The organism is Proteus sp. G2673 (assembly GCF_009915125.1).
Classification (GTDB): domain Bacteria; phylum Pseudomonadota; class Gammaproteobacteria; order Enterobacterales; family Enterobacteriaceae; genus Proteus; species Proteus penneri.
This window is the reverse complement of record NZ_JAABLT010000020.1, coordinates 18,227-36,930: the sequence shown is the minus strand read 5'-3', so window position 1 is coordinate 36,930 and position 18,704 is coordinate 18,227. Positions and strand designations below refer to the sequence as shown.

Sequence of the window (18,704 nt, the reverse complement as noted above, 5' to 3'; positions counted from 1 at the left end):
TAACAACAAAAGAGAAGATAATAATCATTTACAGTTTGAAATAATAAAAAATTTAATATTATTAAACAATAAGTATTAGTATTATCACTTATTAATATCATCTTTTTTTGTCTTATTAAGCTTATAAACAATAAACAAAGAATAAACAAAAATAAACAAATGCTCTAAATTTACTCTATATAATTGTATTTAGTTATATTATCTTCTACTATTAATCTAGTACGCTTATTTAGAATACTACTCTTCATCATTTATTTGAGTGAAAGACATGAATAACACTTTACTAGACAGATTACGTAAGAAAAAAATATTTTCTTACTTTATAATAGCATCTCAATTTTCATTTCCTATTGCACTATCATTAACACCTACTATTCAATCTTATGCCGCTACGGCAGAAGAAAATAAATTATCAACAAACACAGAAAATAATAACGGGCGATGGCTTGCTCAGCAAACAAGTCAATTAGGGACTATATTATCTAGTGATAACACCCATGATGCTGCTTCACAATACCTAATAAATCAGGCTAATAGCAAAGTTAATAGAGAAATTGAAAATTGGTTTAATCAATATGGTAAAGCTCAAATAAATTTAGGTGTAGATAAGCATTTCACTCTAAAAAACACAGAAGCTAAAGTCATTATTCCTTTTTACGAAACAGACAATTATCTTTTATTTAATCAAACAGCATTCCATCGTAGTTATGATAGAAACCAAGGTAATATAGGCTTTGGTATCCGTAAATTTGATAATACTCAACTCTATGGTTTTAATACGCATTTTGACCACGATTTTTCAGGTAAAAATAGCCGTATAGGGGTTGGTCTTGAATATCGTCGAGATTATTTTTCAATTAGTTCGAATTATTATAATAGAATAACAGGTTGGAAAGACTCAAGTATTGTAAAAGGTTATAATGAACGTCCCGCAAATGGTTGGGATATTAGAACACAAAGTTATCTTCCTGCTTACCCTCAATTAGGCTTTAAAGCCAATTTTGAACAATATTATGGTGATAACGTTGACCTTTTTAATAACACATCAAACTTATCTAAAGATCCATACGCTATCACTGCGGGGCTTAATTACACTCCTTTTCCACTATTAACAATTAATGCTGAACATAAATTAGGTAAAAGCGGTGATAATGATACTCAATTGGGTCTTTCATTTAATTACCAATTCGGTACACCAATTAATGCTCAATTAGATCCAAATAATATAAAACCATTACGTTTACTTGAAAATAGTAAATATGACTTCGTTGATAGAAATAACAATATCATTTTTGATTATCAAGAGCAGTCTTATCTTTCTTTAAAAACACCTGATTTAATAGAAGGTTATAGTAATGAACAAAAGACTGTCACCATTAGTGTAGAATCTAGTGCGGGTCTTGATTACATTGATATTGACGGTAGCCGTTTTCTTCAACACGGCGGTAGAATTATTGAACAAGGTCAAAATAGCTATCTACTCTATTTGCCTTATTATGATCAACAAGAAGGGGCAACAAATACCTATAATATTGTAGCGACAGCATACGATAAAAAAGGTCGGGCTTCCTCATCTGAAACGACTAAAGTTGTTGTTCTAAAAAGTGGTATAGTGCAAAAAGCCGCTATCTCAGCAACACCACAAAAAATAGGTATCGATGATACATCAATCGTATCCTTAAGCTTTACAAATAATGATGGTGAGCCCATTGAAGTTGATGATGCAAGTATTATCATGAGTAATAGTGCTAAAGGTGCATTGTCTAAAACACAATACAATGCAAAAGATAAAGTTTATCAAGCTAAATTTATTAGTACAGCTCCTGAGATCGTCCATTTTTACGGCTATTTTAACCAAACCGTTCATCAAGATATTTCCACAACAGTGACTGTAGAAAATCAGGCGCCTGTTTATAATCAGCTGACGCTAAAAGCAGATAAAAATGATATTACGCTAGGACAGTCAACAATATTACGACTTACTTTCTTTAATAAAGAGATGCAATCAATAGAAGTTGATAATGCAAATATTTTATTAATAAATAGCGATAAAGGTGAGATCTCAAATACAACGTACGACTCTGCAACAAAACAATATATTGCAACCTTTACTGGTAAAAATGTAGGTGATGCTATTTTCCAACCATCTATAAATAATGAAGTTATTACGGATACCAAAGAGAAAGTTAAAATATCTACATTTAAAAATATTGATTTGACTGCTGCAAATGAAATGTATGTTGGAGATTCATCTAAAGTTATCATGACAATATTGGATGATAATGATCAGCCAATGGAAGCTGATAACGCAGTAATCCAAATTGTCAAAATAGATAACCAAACAGGTAACGGTGTTATCTCCGAGACTACCTATAATGCCGCTGAAAAATATTATTCAGCTCAATTTACTGCAACAGAAACGGGTAAAGTAACCTTCTATCCTTATGTTGCAAATACTCCTTATCCTGATAGTAAAGCTGAAACATCTATTCTTTCTCATTCAGAAAAATATAAGATTGTTTCTTTAAAAGCCACCCCTGAACAAATTATCCAAAATAGAACCTCTGTTATCACAGCAGAAGTGCAAGATAATAAAGGCCAACCTGTCACAGATAAACCTGTTGAAATCGTTTTAACAACAAATATTGGTTCATTGAGCAACACCACCGCAGTATCAGGGAAACCTGGTGTCTATCAAGCAACCTATACAGGTACACAACCGACAACAGCAACTTTTGGCGTTAGTATTGATGATGTTCAAAACAATGATACTAAAGTAAATGTTGTAGTCTGGGGAATGAATGATTTAAATGCAAAACTTGTTGCAGATAAATCATCATTAGATCTAAAAGAAGCGGATCACAGTACAGTATTAAGACTTTCGTTAACAGATAAAAATAATAATCCATTACCAACAGATGATGCGGTTATTTTACAAGAGACATCAAATTACGGCACCTTGTCTAATACTCAAAAAATTAACTCAACCCAATATACTGCGAATTTTGATGCAACTGCGGTGGGTACAGCTAAATTCTTTGTCACTTTAGAAGGAGTACGCTTAAATACCACAGCTGAAATTTCGGTGATTGATAGCTCATCTAAAGTTGATTTAGATAACGCCAGTATTATGTCTGATCCAAACCACATCTATGGAACAAAAGAAGAGCAAGGAAAAAATCCACATTCCCGTAGCCTTGATAACGATTGGCGTACCTCTACCATTACTTTAGATATCAAAGATCAATACGGTAATTTATTCCATCCCAATGTTCCCATTGATATTGTTATCAAAGATACACGTAATGGACGAGTGTCTGATGCCACTGAAGATAAATTAAACCCTGGTCGCTATCAAGTCATCTATACACCAACAGAAAAGAATACGACATATACTGCAACATTCTATGCCGTTATTAACAATGAGAGACAAAATTCACTTTCAGCAACCGTAGTTGTTGATCCACTAAAGCATGATTTTATCGCTGGTGCTAACCTAGTGGCATCACCAAATAGTATTCCTGTTGGCGATACATCCGAATTAAGTGTTATTTTCTACAACGAGCATAATAAGCCATTTATCCCTACTGAGACTGTTGAAATTCGCTTAGCATCGAATTCAACGACATTGGGACAAATTGGTAAAACAGAACAAGATGATGAAACGTTTAAAGCAATATTTACAAGCGAAAACATAGGTACTGCAAATTTTGAAGTTTTTGTTAATAATCAACCTTATACTAAAGGTAATACGAGTGCTAGCGTTAAGATCACTGAATTATATAAAGCTACATTAACTGCAAAACCTAGCTCAATTCGTATAAAACAGACTTCAGAGTTATCATTACAGGTAAAAGATCATAAGGGTAGTCCTGTCAATGCAGGAAATGACGTACAAATTATTATGCAAAATAGTAACAGTACGGCACAAGGGAATATCAGCGAAACTATTTATGATGCAAATTTAATGACCTATAAGGCAACCTTTACAGGTACTAAAGAAGGTGAAGCTGATTTTATCCCTGTCATTAATGGGCAAACTTATAATATCGTCACAACCGTAATGGTTGAACCACTATTTAGCTCAGCCAGTATGGATAAGGAATTATCTCCTATCACACTAAACAATACATCTGATGTTTATCTCACATTGAAAGATGCAGATGGTAACTCTCTCCAAACTGATAATGTATCTATTGCATTAGATACGCCAAACTTAGGAAATCTAACATCCACTAAATGGGATAATGTCAATAAACGCTATTTGGCAACCTTTAAAGGAACCCAGATTGGAATTGCTAAATTTAGTGCCAATGTTGATAGTAAAAAAATAGATAGCGTAAGTACCACTATCGAGGTCAAAGATAGTCCTGATGCATTCTATAATCCAAATTTGACACCGTCACCAAGTGTCATAATCGTAAACAGTACATCAGAAATTACGTTAACACTCCAAGATATAAATGGTTTACCAATAAAAGGTAATAGCGCGACTATTGTACTCGATACACCAGCATTAGGTACATTAACTGAAACATCTTGGGATAGTAAAACAAACGCCTATAAAGCGACTTTTACAGGTAATCAGGTAGGTAAAGCTAATTTCTCAGCAACAATTAATGGGAAAGTTCGCCAAGCTGAAACATCTATTCAAGTTAATCAAGCTTATAATTCAGCAACATTAACGCCTAATCCAAGTAGCATTATTACGGGAGACTCTTCTGATTTAACGCTTGCGTTATTTAATGAATCAGGTGAACCCGTTAGGATCCAAAATGATAATGTCAGTATCAATTTGATTACACCCAAATTGGGGACATTAGACTCAACAAGCTTTGATCCAAAGGCGAAAGTCTATAAAGCTAAATTTAATAGTTTTGGATTGGGTACAGCACAATTTAATGTTTCTATAAATGGCATCTTGCGTTCAGATATCACTGCAAATGTTATTATCAAGAAACCTTATGAAAGCGCATCATTAGTTGCAGAACCTGCTTCAATTTATACAGGCAAAACATCACAATTAACTCTTACGTTTAAAGATGCTAGCAATAAGCCAATTGAAGTAGAAGGTGCGAAAATTATCTTACTTAATGATGATGATGGACAATTAACTAGTACGACTTATAACAAAACCCAAAAGGTTTATACCGCTACATTTACTGGTACAGTAGCGACTAATGCTAATTTTAATGCCTCTATTAACAATAATGTTGATGAGTCAATTAAGACAACGGTAGAGGTTAAGGATTTATCCTTAGATAATTTTAATTATCAACTGACCAGTACGCCAAACTCTATTTATATTAATGACCAATCCGTGTTGGAATTTAAAATAACAGATGATAAAGGCACCGCAGTTTACCTTGATGATGTCAGTATTGCTCAATCATCAAATAACCTTTATGGATTACTAAGTAAAACAACCTATAACAATAAAATGGGTACTTATTCTGCTACTTTTACAGGTAAAAATGTAGGGACTGAGATATTCAATGTGATTATTCAGCAAACTATGCTGAAAAATGTGAGTGCAACGGTCACTGTGAATAAAGTCGTTCCAATAACAGATATTGCTTACATTAACGCCAAAAATTATTCATTCGAATTAGATGAAGGGTTCCCAACAACGGGATATCGCAATGCGACATTTAATTTTGTTATGAAAAATGGAACTCGTACTAATGATTATAATTGGTCATCCAATCAACCGTGGGTTACTGTAGGTAAAAATAATGGCGAAGTAAGACTCTCTGGTACACCAACGAGTGCGAATAAAACGGTAACAATTACTGCCATTCCTCTCGTCGAAGGTAAAGGGACTGCATTTAGTTACACATTCACCCCATCTTACTGGTTTACCTTCTATGCAGGTCAAAATATGTCAGCTCCAAGCTCATGGAAAGTGTGTGAAAATAACAACCTAAGCACCTCTCCTGCTAATTTATTAAGTTTAGGACTAAATAATAGAGGTATCGGAACTGTTTTCTCTGAATGGGGTAAAGGTGGTGGATCATTCCAAGCTTGGTCATCAACAACTGAAGGGTCCGATGTTGCCTCAATCAATTTTTCAAATGGTATTATTCAATATGCCGCGGGGCATCACCAATATGAACCTGTCTGTAGAACAGATTTATAATTGGTAACTTTGATTAAGTAAGAGAGTAAATTAAAGTTTATAAGGCCTAATTTCAGTATATTACTGACGTTAGGCCTTTTATCTATTCGAACGAAAATGATCTATTTAGCTTACTATCTAATAATTATATTTTCGTTTGAATTCATAATAATGAATTACACCCCATGTAACACTTTTAAAAAAACGATATGCAATAATCATCATCTCAATCTGGTAGTTCATTTGCTGGGGCGTTATACTGCCCTTCACAATTACGCTACAAATGAAGATTTTCACGGTGCAAGACAAGACAATCATTATTCGCCAATTAGGTGTGAAACCCTATTTACCGGTTTCTGATTCTATGCATCAGTTTACGGAAAAACGGGAAAGTCACACACCTGATGAAATATGGCTCGTTCAACATGAACAGGTTTTTACCCAAGGCCAAGCAGGTAAAGCTGAACACTTATTAAACACAGGAACTATTCCTGTTATTCAGTCTGATCGTGGTGGCCAAGTAACTTATCATGGTCCTGGTCAGCAAGTGATGTATGTTTTAATTGACTTAAAACGCAATCATATCGGTGTTCGTCAACTAGTTACTGCTCTTGAAAACACGGTTATTGATACGCTGGCAGAGTTTAATGTAGAAGCTTATGCTCGCGCTGATGCACCCGGCGTTTATGTAAAAGGTGATAAAATTTGCTCTTTAGGATTACGTATTCGTAAAGGTTGCTCCTTTCATGGACTTGCGCTCAATATCGATATGGATTTATCCCCTTTTGCACGAATAAATCCTTGTGGTTATTCTGATCTCAAAATGACGCAGTTAATTGATTTTGCACCAAATACGTCAACGACACAGGTAGCACCGTTATTAGTTAAGCATTTTTGTACACATCTAGGATTTCAACCACAGCAATAAAAATGCTATAATTTTTTAACATTTATCATATTTTTTTAAAACCCTGATTACCTCAGTCACATCGTGTTAATCACTCTAGATAACTGGAACTGGCACAATTATGAGTAAACCTATTCAGATGGAACGCGGAGTTAAATATCGCGACGCCGATAAAATGGCACTTATTCCTGTTAAAACAGTCGCTACAGAACGAGAACAACTGCTACGCAAACCTGATTGGATGAAAATAAAACTACCCGCTGACTCAAGTAAAATACAGGGTATCAAAGCAGCAATGCGTAAAAATGGTCTTCATTCGGTCTGTGAAGAAGCCTCTTGCCCTAACCTTGCAGAATGCTTTAACCATGGAACGGCAACCTTTATGATTTTAGGGGCAATCTGTACACGCCGTTGTCCATTCTGCGATGTTGCTCATGGCCGCCCAAATGCTCCCGATCCACAAGAGCCAGAAAAACTCGCTCAAACAATCAAAGATATGGGGTTACGCTACGTCGTAATTACCTCCGTAGACCGTGATGATTTACGTGATGGTGGTGCTCAGCATTTTGCGGATTGTATTGCTGCAATTCGAGCAAAAAATCCAACCATCCGTATTGAAACATTAGTTCCTGATTTCCGTGGTCGTATGGATAAAGCACTGGAAATCCTCACGGAAACCCCACCTGATGTCTTCAACCATAACTTAGAGAATGTTCCTCGTGTTTATCGTCAAGTACGTCCAGGCGCTAACTATCAATGGTCATTGACTCTGTTAGAGCGCTTTAAGCAAGCTCACCCTGATATTCCCACCAAATCAGGTTTAATGGTCGGTCTTGGGGAAACCAACGAAGAAATTATTGACGTTATGCGTGATCTGCGTAAACATGGGGTAACGATGCTGACTTTAGGGCAATATTTACAGCCAAGTCGTCATCATCTTCCTGTTCAACGCTACGTCAGTCCTGACGAGTTTGAATATATGAAAGAGCAAGCACTCGCGATGGGCTTTACCCACGCTGCTTGTGGGCCGTTTGTTCGCTCGTCTTATCATGCTGATCTTCAAGCTCAAGGGATTGAGGTTAAATAACAATTAATTTCTCATGCTTAATATTGCAATTGCTGTATTTATAGGTGGTGGTTTAGGTAGCGTATTACGCTGGCTGATTAGCTACCGCCTAAATTCTATTTTTCCTCATTTTGCCACAGGCACCTTTGTTGCTAACTGTATTGGTGCTTTTATTATAGCCTTTGGTATCGCTTGGTTTAGCAAAGCCCCCAATATTGATCCTATTTGGAAAATTATGCTAACTACGGGTTTTTGTGGCGGTCTGACAACATTTTCAACCTTTTCTGTCGAAGTTGTCGCACTCTTAACTGAGGGAAAGATAGGATGGGCATTAAGTACGATGGGCGCTAACTTAGCGGGTTCATTTTTAATGACCGCATTTGCGTTTTGGTTACTACGAGAAATGTAATACTCAGAATATAAAAACCCGTTAAACAACGGGTTTTTACTGTCTCAAAGAAGTCGTTAATTAGATAGCGACAACGTTTGCAGCAGATGGCCCTTTCGCGCCGTCAGTAACTTCAAACTCTACTTTTTGACCTTCAGCAAGGGTTTTAAAGCCTTCTGATGTAATAGCGGAAAAGTGTACAAATACATCTTTGCTGCCATCTTCTGGAGTGATAAAACCAAAACCTTTAGTTTCGTTAAACCACTTAACGTTACCTTTTAATTTAGACATCAAGTTTACCTTTAAAATAGAAAATAAACGCAAGCGTTTTGCGTTGACTATAGTAAAACAAAAATGATGATTCCCTGTCCACAGCCTAGATCACGAAACTCACATTTTTTTTCTGCTAAATGATTAATATTCAGACAAATCCCATGCCTTAACGCATAGTTCACTTAAGAAATAATACTTAATACTTACTATCTGAACTATTCATCAATTTCTACTTTTTCATATTGAAGTAGCCAACGCTTAATATCTAACCCACCAGTATAGCCGACTAACTTACCGTTATGACCAATAACTCGGTGGCAAGGAATAATTAAAGAAATTGGATTGCGTGAGTTTGCCATTCCTACCGCTCTGCAATAATTGACTGAACCTAATGTAAGCGCCAATTTTTTATAACTCCAAATTTCGCCATAAGGGATTGTCTGTAATGTCTTCCAAACACGGCTTTGAAACTCTGTTCCTTCTGGTGCCAAAGGCACAGAAAAGGCGGTACGTTTACCCGCAAAATACTCTTTGAGTTGTTTTATACATTGATTAATTACGGAGCTTGGATTCACAGCAACATCTTTGTTATTTACAAAATAGAGGCTAGTGATCCCTTTTTCATTGGCTGTAATAGAAATATAAGGTTTTGGGAAGCCAACAGGGGCATCGAGATAATCTTGGTACATAATATTTTCTCTGCTGATTTGTCTGTAGCACTAAGAGTAAATCATGCCTGATTGATAAAGCAATCATCTAATTACTCGTATATCTAATAAAAATTGATCAATCGAGCGATCTAAAAATAAAATTAATGCACTAACTATTTAATTTTAATGATAATCATTATCAAAAATAAAAATCACCATATATTGTGTGGTTGAAAATAAATAACTCTATATATAGTATTTAAACACTTCTCATTATGGATGTGAAAACAGACGCATCCATATTTTTATAAGGGTTATTTTTATGTCTGTTATCCTCTATACCAAACCGAATTGCGTTCAATGTAGTGCCACAGAGCGCGCCTTAAAACAGAAAAACATTCCGTTTGTTGCTGTTGATCTCACCCAAGATACGCAAGCCCTCGCTCACATTGTTTCTATGGGATATCGCCAAGTTCCCGTTGTTGTTCATGGTGACCAGCATTGGTCCGGTTTCTGCCCTGATAAGATCAGACAGATCACGCTCTAAAGGAGCATTTCATGCAAACTGCACCTTTGATCTATTTTTCAAGTCGCTCTGAAAACTGTCATCGTTTTGTACAAAAGCTCAACTTAAAAGCGACCAGAATTTTTGAAGATGAAACATTGCTTGCAACACAGCCATTTGTGTTGCTTTGCCCTACTTACGGTGGCGGCAGTACTAAAGGTGCGGTGCCTAAAGCGGTTATTCAGTTTTTAAATATTTATGAAAATCGCCAACTAATACGCGGTGTTATTGCTTCTGGAAATACAAATTTTGGTACAGCTTATGGATTGGCTGGCGACATCATTGCACAAAAATGCCAAATCCCTTTTTTGTATCGATTTGAATTATTAGGCACGCCAGAAGATGTAAACCGCGTAAAAACGGGTTTAAGCGCATTTTGGTCAAGCCTTACTGACCAATGCGCCATGAGATAATTAATATGACACAATCAATAGAACAACTTGATTACCATGCCTTAAACGCCATGCTAAACCTGTATGATGAGCAAGGTAATATTCAGTTTGATAAAGACAAATTAGCGACACATCATTTTTTTCGCCAACATGTAAATCAAAACACGGTATTTTTTCATGATTTAAAAGAAAAACTTGAGTTTTTAGTACAACAACACTATTACGAAGCTCAAGTATTAGAACAATATGAATTTGCTTTTATCAAACAGCTATTCAAACATGCTTATAGCAAAAAATTTCGCTTTCAATCTTTTTTAGGCGCTTTTAAATACTATACCAGTTACACCTTAAAAACCTTTGATGGTGAGCGTTACCTTGAGCGCTATGAAGATCGCGTCTGTATGGTAGCGCTTACTCTTGCACAAGGTGATACTGATCTCGCTATTCATCTTGTTGATGAAATCATTAGTGGTCGTTTCCAACCCGCAACACCCACTTTTTTAAATTGCGGGAAACAACAACGCGGTGAATTAGTTTCCTGCTTTCTATTACGTATAGAAGATAATATGGAGTCTATCGGTCGATCGGTAAATTCTGCATTACAGCTTTCTAAACGTGGCGGCGGCGTTGCATTTTTGCTCACTAATTTACGTGAAGCAGGCGCCCCCATTAAGCGTATAGAGAATCAATCTTCTGGCGTTGTTCCCGTTATGAAGATGCTTGAAGATGCTTTTTCCTATGCTAATCAGTTAGGAGCAAGACAAGGTGCTGGCGCTGTTTATCTTCATGCTCATCATCCAGATATTTACCATTTTCTTGATACCAAAAGAGAGAATGCAGATGAAAAAGTTCGAATAAAAACCCTCTCTTTAGGGGTTGTTATTCCTGATATCACTTTTGAATTAGCGAAACGTAATGAAGATATGTACCTCTTCTCTCCTTATGATGTAGAGCGTGTTTATGGCGTACCTATGTCAGAGATCAGTATTAGTGAAAAATACAGTGAAATGGTAAATAACGCGCAAATTCGTAAGAAGAAAATTAAAGCGAGGGAGTTTTTCCAAACATTAGCCGAAATTCAATTTGAGTCTGGCTATCCTTATATCATGTTTGAAGATGCGGTAAACCGCGCAAATCCTATTGCGGGTAGAATAAACATGAGCAATCTCTGCTCTGAAATTTTACAAGTCAACAGCGCAAGTGAGTATCACCCAGACTTAAGCTATCGCCATATCGGTCATGACATCAGTTGTAACTTAGGTTCTATGAATATTGCTATGGCAATGGACTCGCCTAACTTTGCCCATACTGTCAGCACAGCAATTAGAGCATTAAGCAATGTCTCTGAAATGACGAAAATAGAGTCTGTTCCTTCTATTGAAAAAGGTAATCTCGCTTCTCATGCGATTGGTTTAGGGCAAATGAATTTACATGGCTACTTAGCTCGTGAAAGGATTTATTACGGCTCTGAAGAAGCGTTAGATTTCACCAATATCTATTTTTATACCGTCACTTATTATGCGTTATTCGCCTCAAATCAATTAGCTATTGAGAAAAAACAGTACTTTAAAGGTTTTGAAAAATCAAAGTACGCAACAGGTGAATATTTTAATAAATATGTATCACAACCGTGGTTACCTAAAACTCAAAAAGTCCACCAGCTATTTAGCCAATCTAATATTCATATTCCAACACAAGAAGATTGGCAGACTCTCAAGCAATCTATTATGACGCATGGGATCTATAACCAAAATTTACAAACAATACCGCCGACAGGATCTATTTCCTATATCAACCACTCTACATCAAGCATTCATCCTATTGCCGCGCCAATAGAAATTAGAAAAGAAGGTAAGATTGGACGGGTTTATTACCCCGCCCCCTTTATGACTAATGAAAATCGCCAATATTACCAAGATGCGTATGAAATTGGTGCAGAAAAGATTATCGATACCTATGCAGAAGCGTCACAACATATCGATCAAGGCTTATCACTGACATTATTCTTTTCGGATGAAGCCACAACAAGGGATATTAACAAAGCACAAATCTATGCCTGGCGTAAAGGAATTAAAACCTTGTATTACATTCGTATCCGACAATCCGCATTAGCAGGCACTGAAATCAAAGGCTGTGTTTCGTGTACACTTTAATAATTACAATAAGGAGAACATAGCATGTCATCACCTTTATTAAGTCATGTTAATGCGATTAACTGGAATCGTATTGAAGACGAAAAAGATTTAGAGGTTTGGAACCGTTTAACCATGAATTTTTGGTTACCTGAAAAAATTCCACTCTCCAATGACATTCCTTCATGGAGTACATTAACTCAAGCCGAAAAACAGCTCACTATTCGTGTTTTTACTGGGTTAACGTTATTGGACACTATCCAAAATACAGTAGGTGCACCGACATTGATGCCCGATGCATTGACGCCACATGAAGAAGCGGTGTTATCCAACATCTGTTTTATGGAGGCTGTTCATGCTCGCTCTTACAGTTCGATATTTTCTACACTCTGCTTAACAACTGATGTCGATGAAGCATATCGTTGGAGTGAGGAAAACCCTTACTTACAAAAGAAAGCAGAAATTATTTTGCGTTATTACCAAGATGAAGATCCTTTAAAGAAAAAAATTGCCAGCGTCTTTTTAGAATCCTTTTTATTTTATTCAGGATTCTATTTACCAATGTATTGGTCAAGCCGAGGAAAATTAACTAATACAGCCGATTTAATTCGACTCATTATTCGTGATGAAGCCGTTCATGGTTATTATATTGGCTATAAATTTCAAAATCAGTTATTAAATAAATCCGAATTAGAGAAGCAAGATATTAAAGATTTTGCATTCTCATTATTATTAGATTTATATGACAATGAAGTGAAATATACAGAAGATCTTTACGACACTGTAGGTTGGACAGAAGATGTCAAAAAATTCCTTCATTATAATGCAAATAAAGCATTAATGAATTTAGGGTATGAAGCTTTATTCCCTGATGAAATAACCGATGTAAGTCCTGCGATTCTTTCTTCATTATCACCAGATGCAAATGAAAATCACGATTTCTTTTCTGGTTCCGGTTCATCTTATGTTATTGGAAAAACGATTAACACTGAAGACGATGATTGGGATTTTTAAGATTTATTAGTCAAATGGGAAGTAAGAGAAACAACAAAATACATTCAATTTGATTATGTATCACATATAAAACATAATGCACTGAAAAATATAGATTATTTTTTTGTGCATTTTTATTTGAGCAATAAACAATCTAATCGATTGATTTTTGCCGTTCAATATTGTCAAAAAATCAATTTTTTTCGAATCATTTCAGCTTAAATTTCGTAGATAAACCTTATCATAAGAGAATAAATATTAATTATACTAATGATTATTGGTTTTTTTTCATTTAATTTTCATCTATTTCATCCTCTATTTTGAGATTAAATTTTCATTTTTATTGAGATCCTAATCAAAATAATAACATCTATAAAAATAAAGTTATTTCAGTTAGTTAGATAGAAATATATCTTTTAATCAATTTTATTTATTTCACTTTATTTAATTATTAATCATATAAAAAATAAAGAAATTACAGCTAAATAATTTAGTTAATTATAATTAACATAGGGTTGTCAGACTCAATCATTGTGGTAGGGTATTTCCCTTACTAAAATTTTATTTAGGAAAAACAATAACACTTATTAATTAATATTTAATTTATTCCTTTCAATATTTAAATAGGAAACTATATATTGCATGGCAATTAAACTCGAAGTAAAAAATCTCTACAAGGTATTTGGCGAGCACCCTAAACGCGCTTTTGAATTATTAGAGTCTGGTATGAACAAAGATCAGATTTTTGATAAAACAGGGCTTACGGTGGGCGTTCAAAATGCAAATCTGGCAATTGAAGAAGGCGAAATATTTGTCATCATGGGATTATCTGGCTCAGGTAAATCCACCCTAGTCCGCCTTCTCAATCGTCTGATTTCTCCTACAAAGGGAGAAGTGCTTATTGATGGTGAAAATATTGCCACCATGTCTGATAAAGAATTACGACAAGTACGCCGTAAAAAAATCAGTATGGTGTTTCAATCATTTGCATTAATGCCCCATATGAACGTGCTTGATAACACTGCATTTGGCATGGATCTCGCTGGATTAAGCAAAGACGAACGTTATAAAAAAGCGATGGATGCCTTAGAGCAAGTCAATTTAGGCAGTTACGCAAACTCTTGGCCTGATGAACTTTCTGGTGGGATGCGTCAACGTATTGGTCTGGCTCGCGCACTTGCCAATGATCCTGATATCTTGTTAATGGACGAGGCTTTTTCAGCACTTGACCCATTAATTCGTACTGAAATGCAAGATGAGTTATTGAGCTTACAAGGCGATAAACAGCGTACGATTGTGTTTATTTCTCATGATCTCGATGAAGCCATGCGTATTGGTGATCGCATTGCTATTATGCAAGGTGGCGTTGTTGTTCAAACGGGCACGCCGGATGAAATACTCAACAATCCAGCGAATGATTATGTACGTACCTTTTTCCGTGGTGTTGATATTAGCCATGTATTTAGTGCAAAAGATATTGCCAAACGCCGCCCAGAAACCTTACTGCATATTGCCCCAGGTTTTGGCCCACGCTCCGCCTTGAAAGTACTCGAAGATGAAGATAGAAATTTTGGCTATCTCATTGAACGGGGAAGAAAATTTATTGGCATCGTTTCCGTTACGTCTCTTGAAGAGGCGCTCAAAAATAAACAACCTATTGAGTCAGCTATTCTACCTGAGCCTTGTGCCATTAATGGGGATACACCGTTAAACGAGCTGATTTCAACTGTTGCACAATCTCCCTGTGCTATTCCTGTTATTGATGAAAAAAACCGTTATATCGGCTTAATTTCTAAAGGAATGTTACTACAAGCACTGGATAAGGAGACGCCAAATGAGTAATACAACAGATAAAAATACGACTGTGGATACAGATATCCAAGAAACCATAACAAGCGAGACAGCTCAAGAGGCAACCAATAATGCCAATGATGATCCTTGGGCAACAACAGATACTAGCACAACAGAAAGCGATCCTTGGAGTAGTACTGACAGTTCATCAACAGATGCCGATCCATGGGGTGCAGGCGGTGGTGGTGACATTGATACATCATCCGCTGGCAGTGATTGGCTTGATGCCGCACCGACGGATGTCGCACCCGATTCATTCAATCTAATGGATCCGTTTCACAATACGCTGATCCCATTAGATTCATGGGTTACCGATGCGATTGACTGGATTGTGTTGCACTTTCGCCCAGTTTTCCAAGGTATTCGTGTACCCGTTGATTTGGTATTAAGTGGTTTTGAAAATTTCTTAACCTCAATGCCTGCACCTATCGCCATTATTCTGTTTTCTCTGATTGCATGGCAACTTTCAGGCAAAGCCATGGGTGTCGCTTCTTTTATCTCATTAATATTAATTGGTGCAATAGGTGCTTGGTCTGAAGCCATGGTTACCCTTGCATTGGTACTCACTTCATTACTGTTTTGTCTTATTATCGGGCTTCCATTAGGGATATGGCTAGCTAACAGTGATAGAGCATCCAAAATTGTCCGGCCTTTACTGGATGCGATGCAGACAACACCTGCGTTTGTCTACTTAGTGCCTATCGTCATGTTATTTGGTATTGGTAACGTCCCTGGCGTTGTGGTCACCATTATTTTTGCTTTGCCACCTATTGTGAGATTGACCATTTTAGGGATCAAACAAGTCCCTGAAGATTTAATTGAAGCAGCACAATCATTTGGTGCAAGTCCTCGCCAAATGCTGTTTAAAGTGCAATTACCGCTCGCCATGCCAACGATTATGGCAGGTGTAAACCAAACACTGATGTTAGCGCTTTCAATGGTTGTTATTGCATCAATGATAGCCGTTGGTGGATTAGGTCAAATGGTATTACGCGGTATAGGCCGTCTTGATATGGGACTTGCTGCTGTAGGGGGCGCAGGTATTGTTATTCTCGCAATTATTCTTGACCGATTAACGCAATCTTTAGGTCAAAACAGCCGTCATAAAGGCAATCGATGCTGGTATATGACAGGGCCTATTGGCTTAATTTGCCGACTCTTTGGCAAAAAAGCATCGTAATAAATATTTTACTATTAATTAAAAATCAATAAAGAACATCACGTTCAATCAATATAAGAAATAGAGGCGACAGTTCGCTGTCGCTATTTATCTCTTACCATAACAACAGAAGGAAAAACTATGCGTAATCCAGTTCTCTGGGCAACAGTATTGTCCGCCACACTGATAAGCACCCAGTTATCCGCTGCTGATTTACCTGGAAAAGGGATTTCGGTTCAACCCGTGCAAAGTACGATTTCTGAAGAAACCTTTCAAACTTTAATCGTCAACAAAGCATTAGAACAATTAGGTTACACTGTTCAGCCAATTAAAGAAGTAGACTATAACGTTGCTTACTCCTCTATCGCCAATGGTGATGCGACCTTTATGGCAGTCAGTTGGGTTCCTCTTCATAATTCACAATATGCAGCAGCAGGAGGTGATAATACCTTTTATCGTAAAGGGGATTATGTCGTTAATGCAGCTCAAGGTTACTTGATTGATAAAAAAACGGCAGAGAAATATAACATCACCAATATTGAGCAATTAAAAGATCCTAAAATTGCCAAACTCTTTGATGCCGATGGTGATGGCAAAGCCGATTTAACGGGTTGTAATCCGGGATGGGGTTGTGAAGAAGCTATTAACAACCACTTAAAAGCCTATGGATTAGAAAAATCTGTCACACATAACCAAGGTAATTACGCGGCAATGATGGCAGATACTATTACTCGCTATAAAGAAGGTAAACCCATTTTTTATTACACTTGGACGCCTTACTGGATAAGTGATGTATTAAAACCGGGTAAAGATGTTGTTTGGTTACAAGTGCCTTTCTCTTCATTACCGGGTGATGATAAAACCGATACTACATTAGCAAATGGTAAAAACTATGGTTTCCCACCAAGTACTATGCATATCGCAGCGAATAAAAAATGGGCTGAAGAAAACCCTGCAGCGGCAAAACTCTTTGAAGTCATGAAAGTGTCTGTTGCCGATATTAATGCGCAAAACTTACGTATGCATAATGGTCAAAAATCGCAGGCAGATATTGAACGTCATGCTAATGCTTGGATCAAAGCACATCAAAAAACCTTTGATGGCTGGATTGAACAAGCTCAGGCTGCTGCAAAGTAATTAATAAATAATCTTAAATTAAGATTATCACAAAACAGGTCACACTATTGTGGCCTGTTTTTATTTATAAAAAACTATAATTACATGTAATTAGGCAGAGCTAATTTATATAAAAATAAAAAGATCTTAATACTATTTCATTATTAAGATAATTCTTTTTATTAATGGCAAAGATATACCTGTCTTTCATTCTCTCATTTCTTCAATTATGATTATCGTTTTCTTCAGTTGCCATTTTGGCATTCTCATTTTTATATTTATTATTTTAGATAAGGAATAAACTGTGTCTTACACTAACAAACCAGTACCTGAAGAAATTAAACGTTGGAACTGGGGTGCTTTCATGTTTAATATTATTTGGGGTTTTGGTAATAAATCCTATCTTCCATTATTAGCGCTTGTTCCTTTACTTAACTTAGTTTGGATCTTTGTCTGTGGTATTAAAGGAAATGAATGGGCTTGGAAAAGCGGTGATTACGATTCTGTTGAAACCTTTATGAAAGTGCAAGAAACATGGAACAGAGCTGGCTTTGTTTACTTTATTATTAGTATCGTTATGGCTGTTCTTTTCTTTATTTTCTTCTTCACAACCATGATGGCAATGATTGCAACTTCTGCATCACAAGGTTATTAATTCAATATATTGAGTATGAACTCGTAATGACAATAAAACCCCATAATATCTATGGGGTTTATTCATTTTTATTTTCATAATATTCGAAACATCTTGCCACTGTAACTCGTTGATTACACTATTGATACCCCTATTATATTTAAATCTCATTTAAAACAATACATTAAAAATAAATCAAACTACTTCATCAGCTGTTATAAAGTGTTTAATATCCCTTATTTTCATTCCCTTCTTTTAATTCTCTAATTATAATTACGCACACATTTCTAAAGAAAAATTAATCATTCTAAAAATAAAAAATAAACACAAATACAGAACAATCCGATAATTACAATTATATGCATTTGATTTTTGTTTTATTTTTAGAGCTAAATAATTATTAAATCAGGTAAATTTCAGAAATTAGTTTTATGGCTAAATCGTAAATAAATTAAATATT

Annotated in this window: 14 protein-coding genes; 12 read left to right on the top strand and 2 right to left on the bottom strand. The window is 35.9% G+C overall.

Translation table 11 applies throughout. The annotated features are described in order from the left end of the window. Positions 1-268 precede the first annotated feature (268 nt). The 4 genes from GWI59_RS10215 (at position 269) to crcB (ending at position 8,500) form a co-directional block, all read left to right on the top strand. Complete coding sequence (locus GWI59_RS10215) at positions 269-6,139, top strand: inverse autotransporter beta domain-containing protein (RefSeq protein ID WP_161724597.1); 5,871 nt, start codon at positions 269-271, stop codon at positions 6,137-6,139. Positions 6,140-6,401: 262 nt separating this feature from the next. Further along, positions 6,402-7,046, top strand: coding sequence for a lipoyl(octanoyl) transferase LipB (lipB, locus tag GWI59_RS10210; RefSeq protein WP_006537741.1), 645 nt, complete (start codon positions 6,402-6,404; stop codon positions 7,044-7,046). A gap of 100 nt (positions 7,047-7,146) precedes the next feature. After that, positions 7,147-8,112: a lipoyl synthase gene (gene lipA / locus GWI59_RS10205; RefSeq protein WP_006537742.1), complete on the top strand. Its 966-nt coding sequence runs from the start codon at positions 7,147-7,149 to the stop codon at positions 8,110-8,112. A gap of 13 nt (positions 8,113-8,125) precedes the next feature. Continuing rightward, complete coding sequence (gene crcB, locus GWI59_RS10200) at positions 8,126-8,500, top strand: fluoride efflux transporter CrcB (RefSeq protein WP_006537743.1); 375 nt, start codon at positions 8,126-8,128, stop codon at positions 8,498-8,500. A gap of 60 nt (positions 8,501-8,560) precedes the next feature. Here crcB and cspE read toward each other — a convergent pair whose 3' ends face one another. Next, complete coding sequence (gene cspE / locus GWI59_RS10195; protein ID WP_023581133.1) at positions 8,561-8,770, bottom strand: transcription antiterminator/RNA stability regulator CspE; 210 nt, start codon at positions 8,768-8,770, stop codon at positions 8,561-8,563. A 197-nt stretch (positions 8,771-8,967) separates the two neighbouring features. Continuing rightward, entirely contained in the window at positions 8,968-9,441 is a 474-nt protein-coding gene (locus GWI59_RS10190; RefSeq protein ID WP_161724593.1) for a methylated-DNA--[protein]-cysteine S-methyltransferase, read from the bottom strand. 283 nt (positions 9,442-9,724) lie between these two features. On the opposite strand from GWI59_RS10190, the gene nrdH reads away from it, so the two are divergent. From nrdH to GWI59_RS10150, 8 genes are all read left to right on the top strand, one after another. Then, positions 9,725-9,949, top strand: coding sequence for a glutaredoxin-like protein NrdH (gene nrdH / locus GWI59_RS10185; protein WP_006537745.1), 225 nt, complete (start codon positions 9,725-9,727; stop codon positions 9,947-9,949). Between the two features lie 11 nt (positions 9,950-9,960). After that, positions 9,961-10,380 carry a class Ib ribonucleoside-diphosphate reductase assembly flavoprotein NrdI gene (nrdI, locus tag GWI59_RS10180; RefSeq protein ID WP_006537746.1) on the top strand — a complete coding sequence of 140 codons (420 nt, stop codon included), beginning with the start codon at positions 9,961-9,963 and terminating at the stop codon, positions 10,378-10,380. 5 nt (positions 10,381-10,385) lie between these two features. Further along, positions 10,386-12,512: a class 1b ribonucleoside-diphosphate reductase subunit alpha gene (nrdE, locus tag GWI59_RS10175; protein WP_161724589.1), complete on the top strand. Its 2,127-nt coding sequence runs from the start codon at positions 10,386-10,388 to the stop codon at positions 12,510-12,512. 24 nt (positions 12,513-12,536) lie between these two features. Next, positions 12,537-13,505, top strand: coding sequence for a class 1b ribonucleoside-diphosphate reductase subunit beta (gene nrdF / locus GWI59_RS10170; protein WP_109400649.1), 969 nt, complete (start codon positions 12,537-12,539; stop codon positions 13,503-13,505). A 621-nt stretch (positions 13,506-14,126) separates the two neighbouring features. After that, positions 14,127-15,326, top strand: a complete 1,200-nt coding sequence (gene proV / locus GWI59_RS10165) for a glycine betaine/L-proline ABC transporter ATP-binding protein ProV (RefSeq protein WP_115065158.1) — start codon at positions 14,127-14,129, stop codon at positions 15,324-15,326. Continuing rightward, complete coding sequence (gene proW, locus GWI59_RS10160; RefSeq protein WP_072062962.1) at positions 15,319-16,515, top strand: glycine betaine/L-proline ABC transporter permease ProW; 1,197 nt, start codon at positions 15,319-15,321, stop codon at positions 16,513-16,515. The genes proV and proW overlap by 8 nt, the downstream gene beginning before the upstream one ends. Before the next feature lie 120 nt (positions 16,516-16,635). Beyond that, entirely contained in the window at positions 16,636-17,631 is a 996-nt protein-coding gene (gene proX / locus GWI59_RS10155) for a glycine betaine/L-proline ABC transporter substrate-binding protein ProX (RefSeq protein ID WP_006537756.1), read from the top strand. 283 nt (positions 17,632-17,914) lie between these two features. After that, on the top strand, positions 17,915-18,265 hold the full coding sequence (locus GWI59_RS10150) for a hypothetical protein (protein ID WP_006537757.1): 351 nt from the start codon (positions 17,915-17,917) through the stop codon (positions 18,263-18,265). The last annotated feature ends 439 nt before the right edge of the window (positions 18,266-18,704 follow it).

Coding starts and splice junctions, on each gene's coding strand:
- GWI59_RS10215 (WP_161724597.1), top strand. CDS start 269: ATGAATAACACTTTACTAGACAGATTACGTAAGAAAAAAATATTTTCT.
- lipB (WP_006537741.1), top strand. CDS start 6,402: ATGAAGATTTTCACGGTGCAAGACAAGACAATCATTATTCGCCAATTA.
- lipA (WP_006537742.1), top strand. CDS start 7,147: ATGAGTAAACCTATTCAGATGGAACGCGGAGTTAAATATCGCGACGCC.
- crcB (WP_006537743.1), top strand. CDS start 8,126: ATGCTTAATATTGCAATTGCTGTATTTATAGGTGGTGGTTTAGGTAGC.
- cspE (WP_023581133.1), bottom strand. CDS start 8,770: ATGTCTAAATTAAAAGGTAACGTTAAGTGGTTTAACGAAACTAAAGGT.
- GWI59_RS10190 (WP_161724593.1), bottom strand. CDS start 9,441: ATGTACCAAGATTATCTCGATGCCCCTGTTGGCTTCCCAAAACCTTAT.
- nrdH (WP_006537745.1), top strand. CDS start 9,725: ATGTCTGTTATCCTCTATACCAAACCGAATTGCGTTCAATGTAGTGCC.
- nrdI (WP_006537746.1), top strand. CDS start 9,961: ATGCAAACTGCACCTTTGATCTATTTTTCAAGTCGCTCTGAAAACTGT.
- nrdE (WP_161724589.1), top strand. CDS start 10,386: ATGACACAATCAATAGAACAACTTGATTACCATGCCTTAAACGCCATG.
- nrdF (WP_109400649.1), top strand. CDS start 12,537: ATGTCATCACCTTTATTAAGTCATGTTAATGCGATTAACTGGAATCGT.
- proV (WP_115065158.1), top strand. CDS start 14,127: ATGGCAATTAAACTCGAAGTAAAAAATCTCTACAAGGTATTTGGCGAG.
- proW (WP_072062962.1), top strand. CDS start 15,319: ATGAGTAATACAACAGATAAAAATACGACTGTGGATACAGATATCCAA.
- proX (WP_006537756.1), top strand. CDS start 16,636: ATGCGTAATCCAGTTCTCTGGGCAACAGTATTGTCCGCCACACTGATA.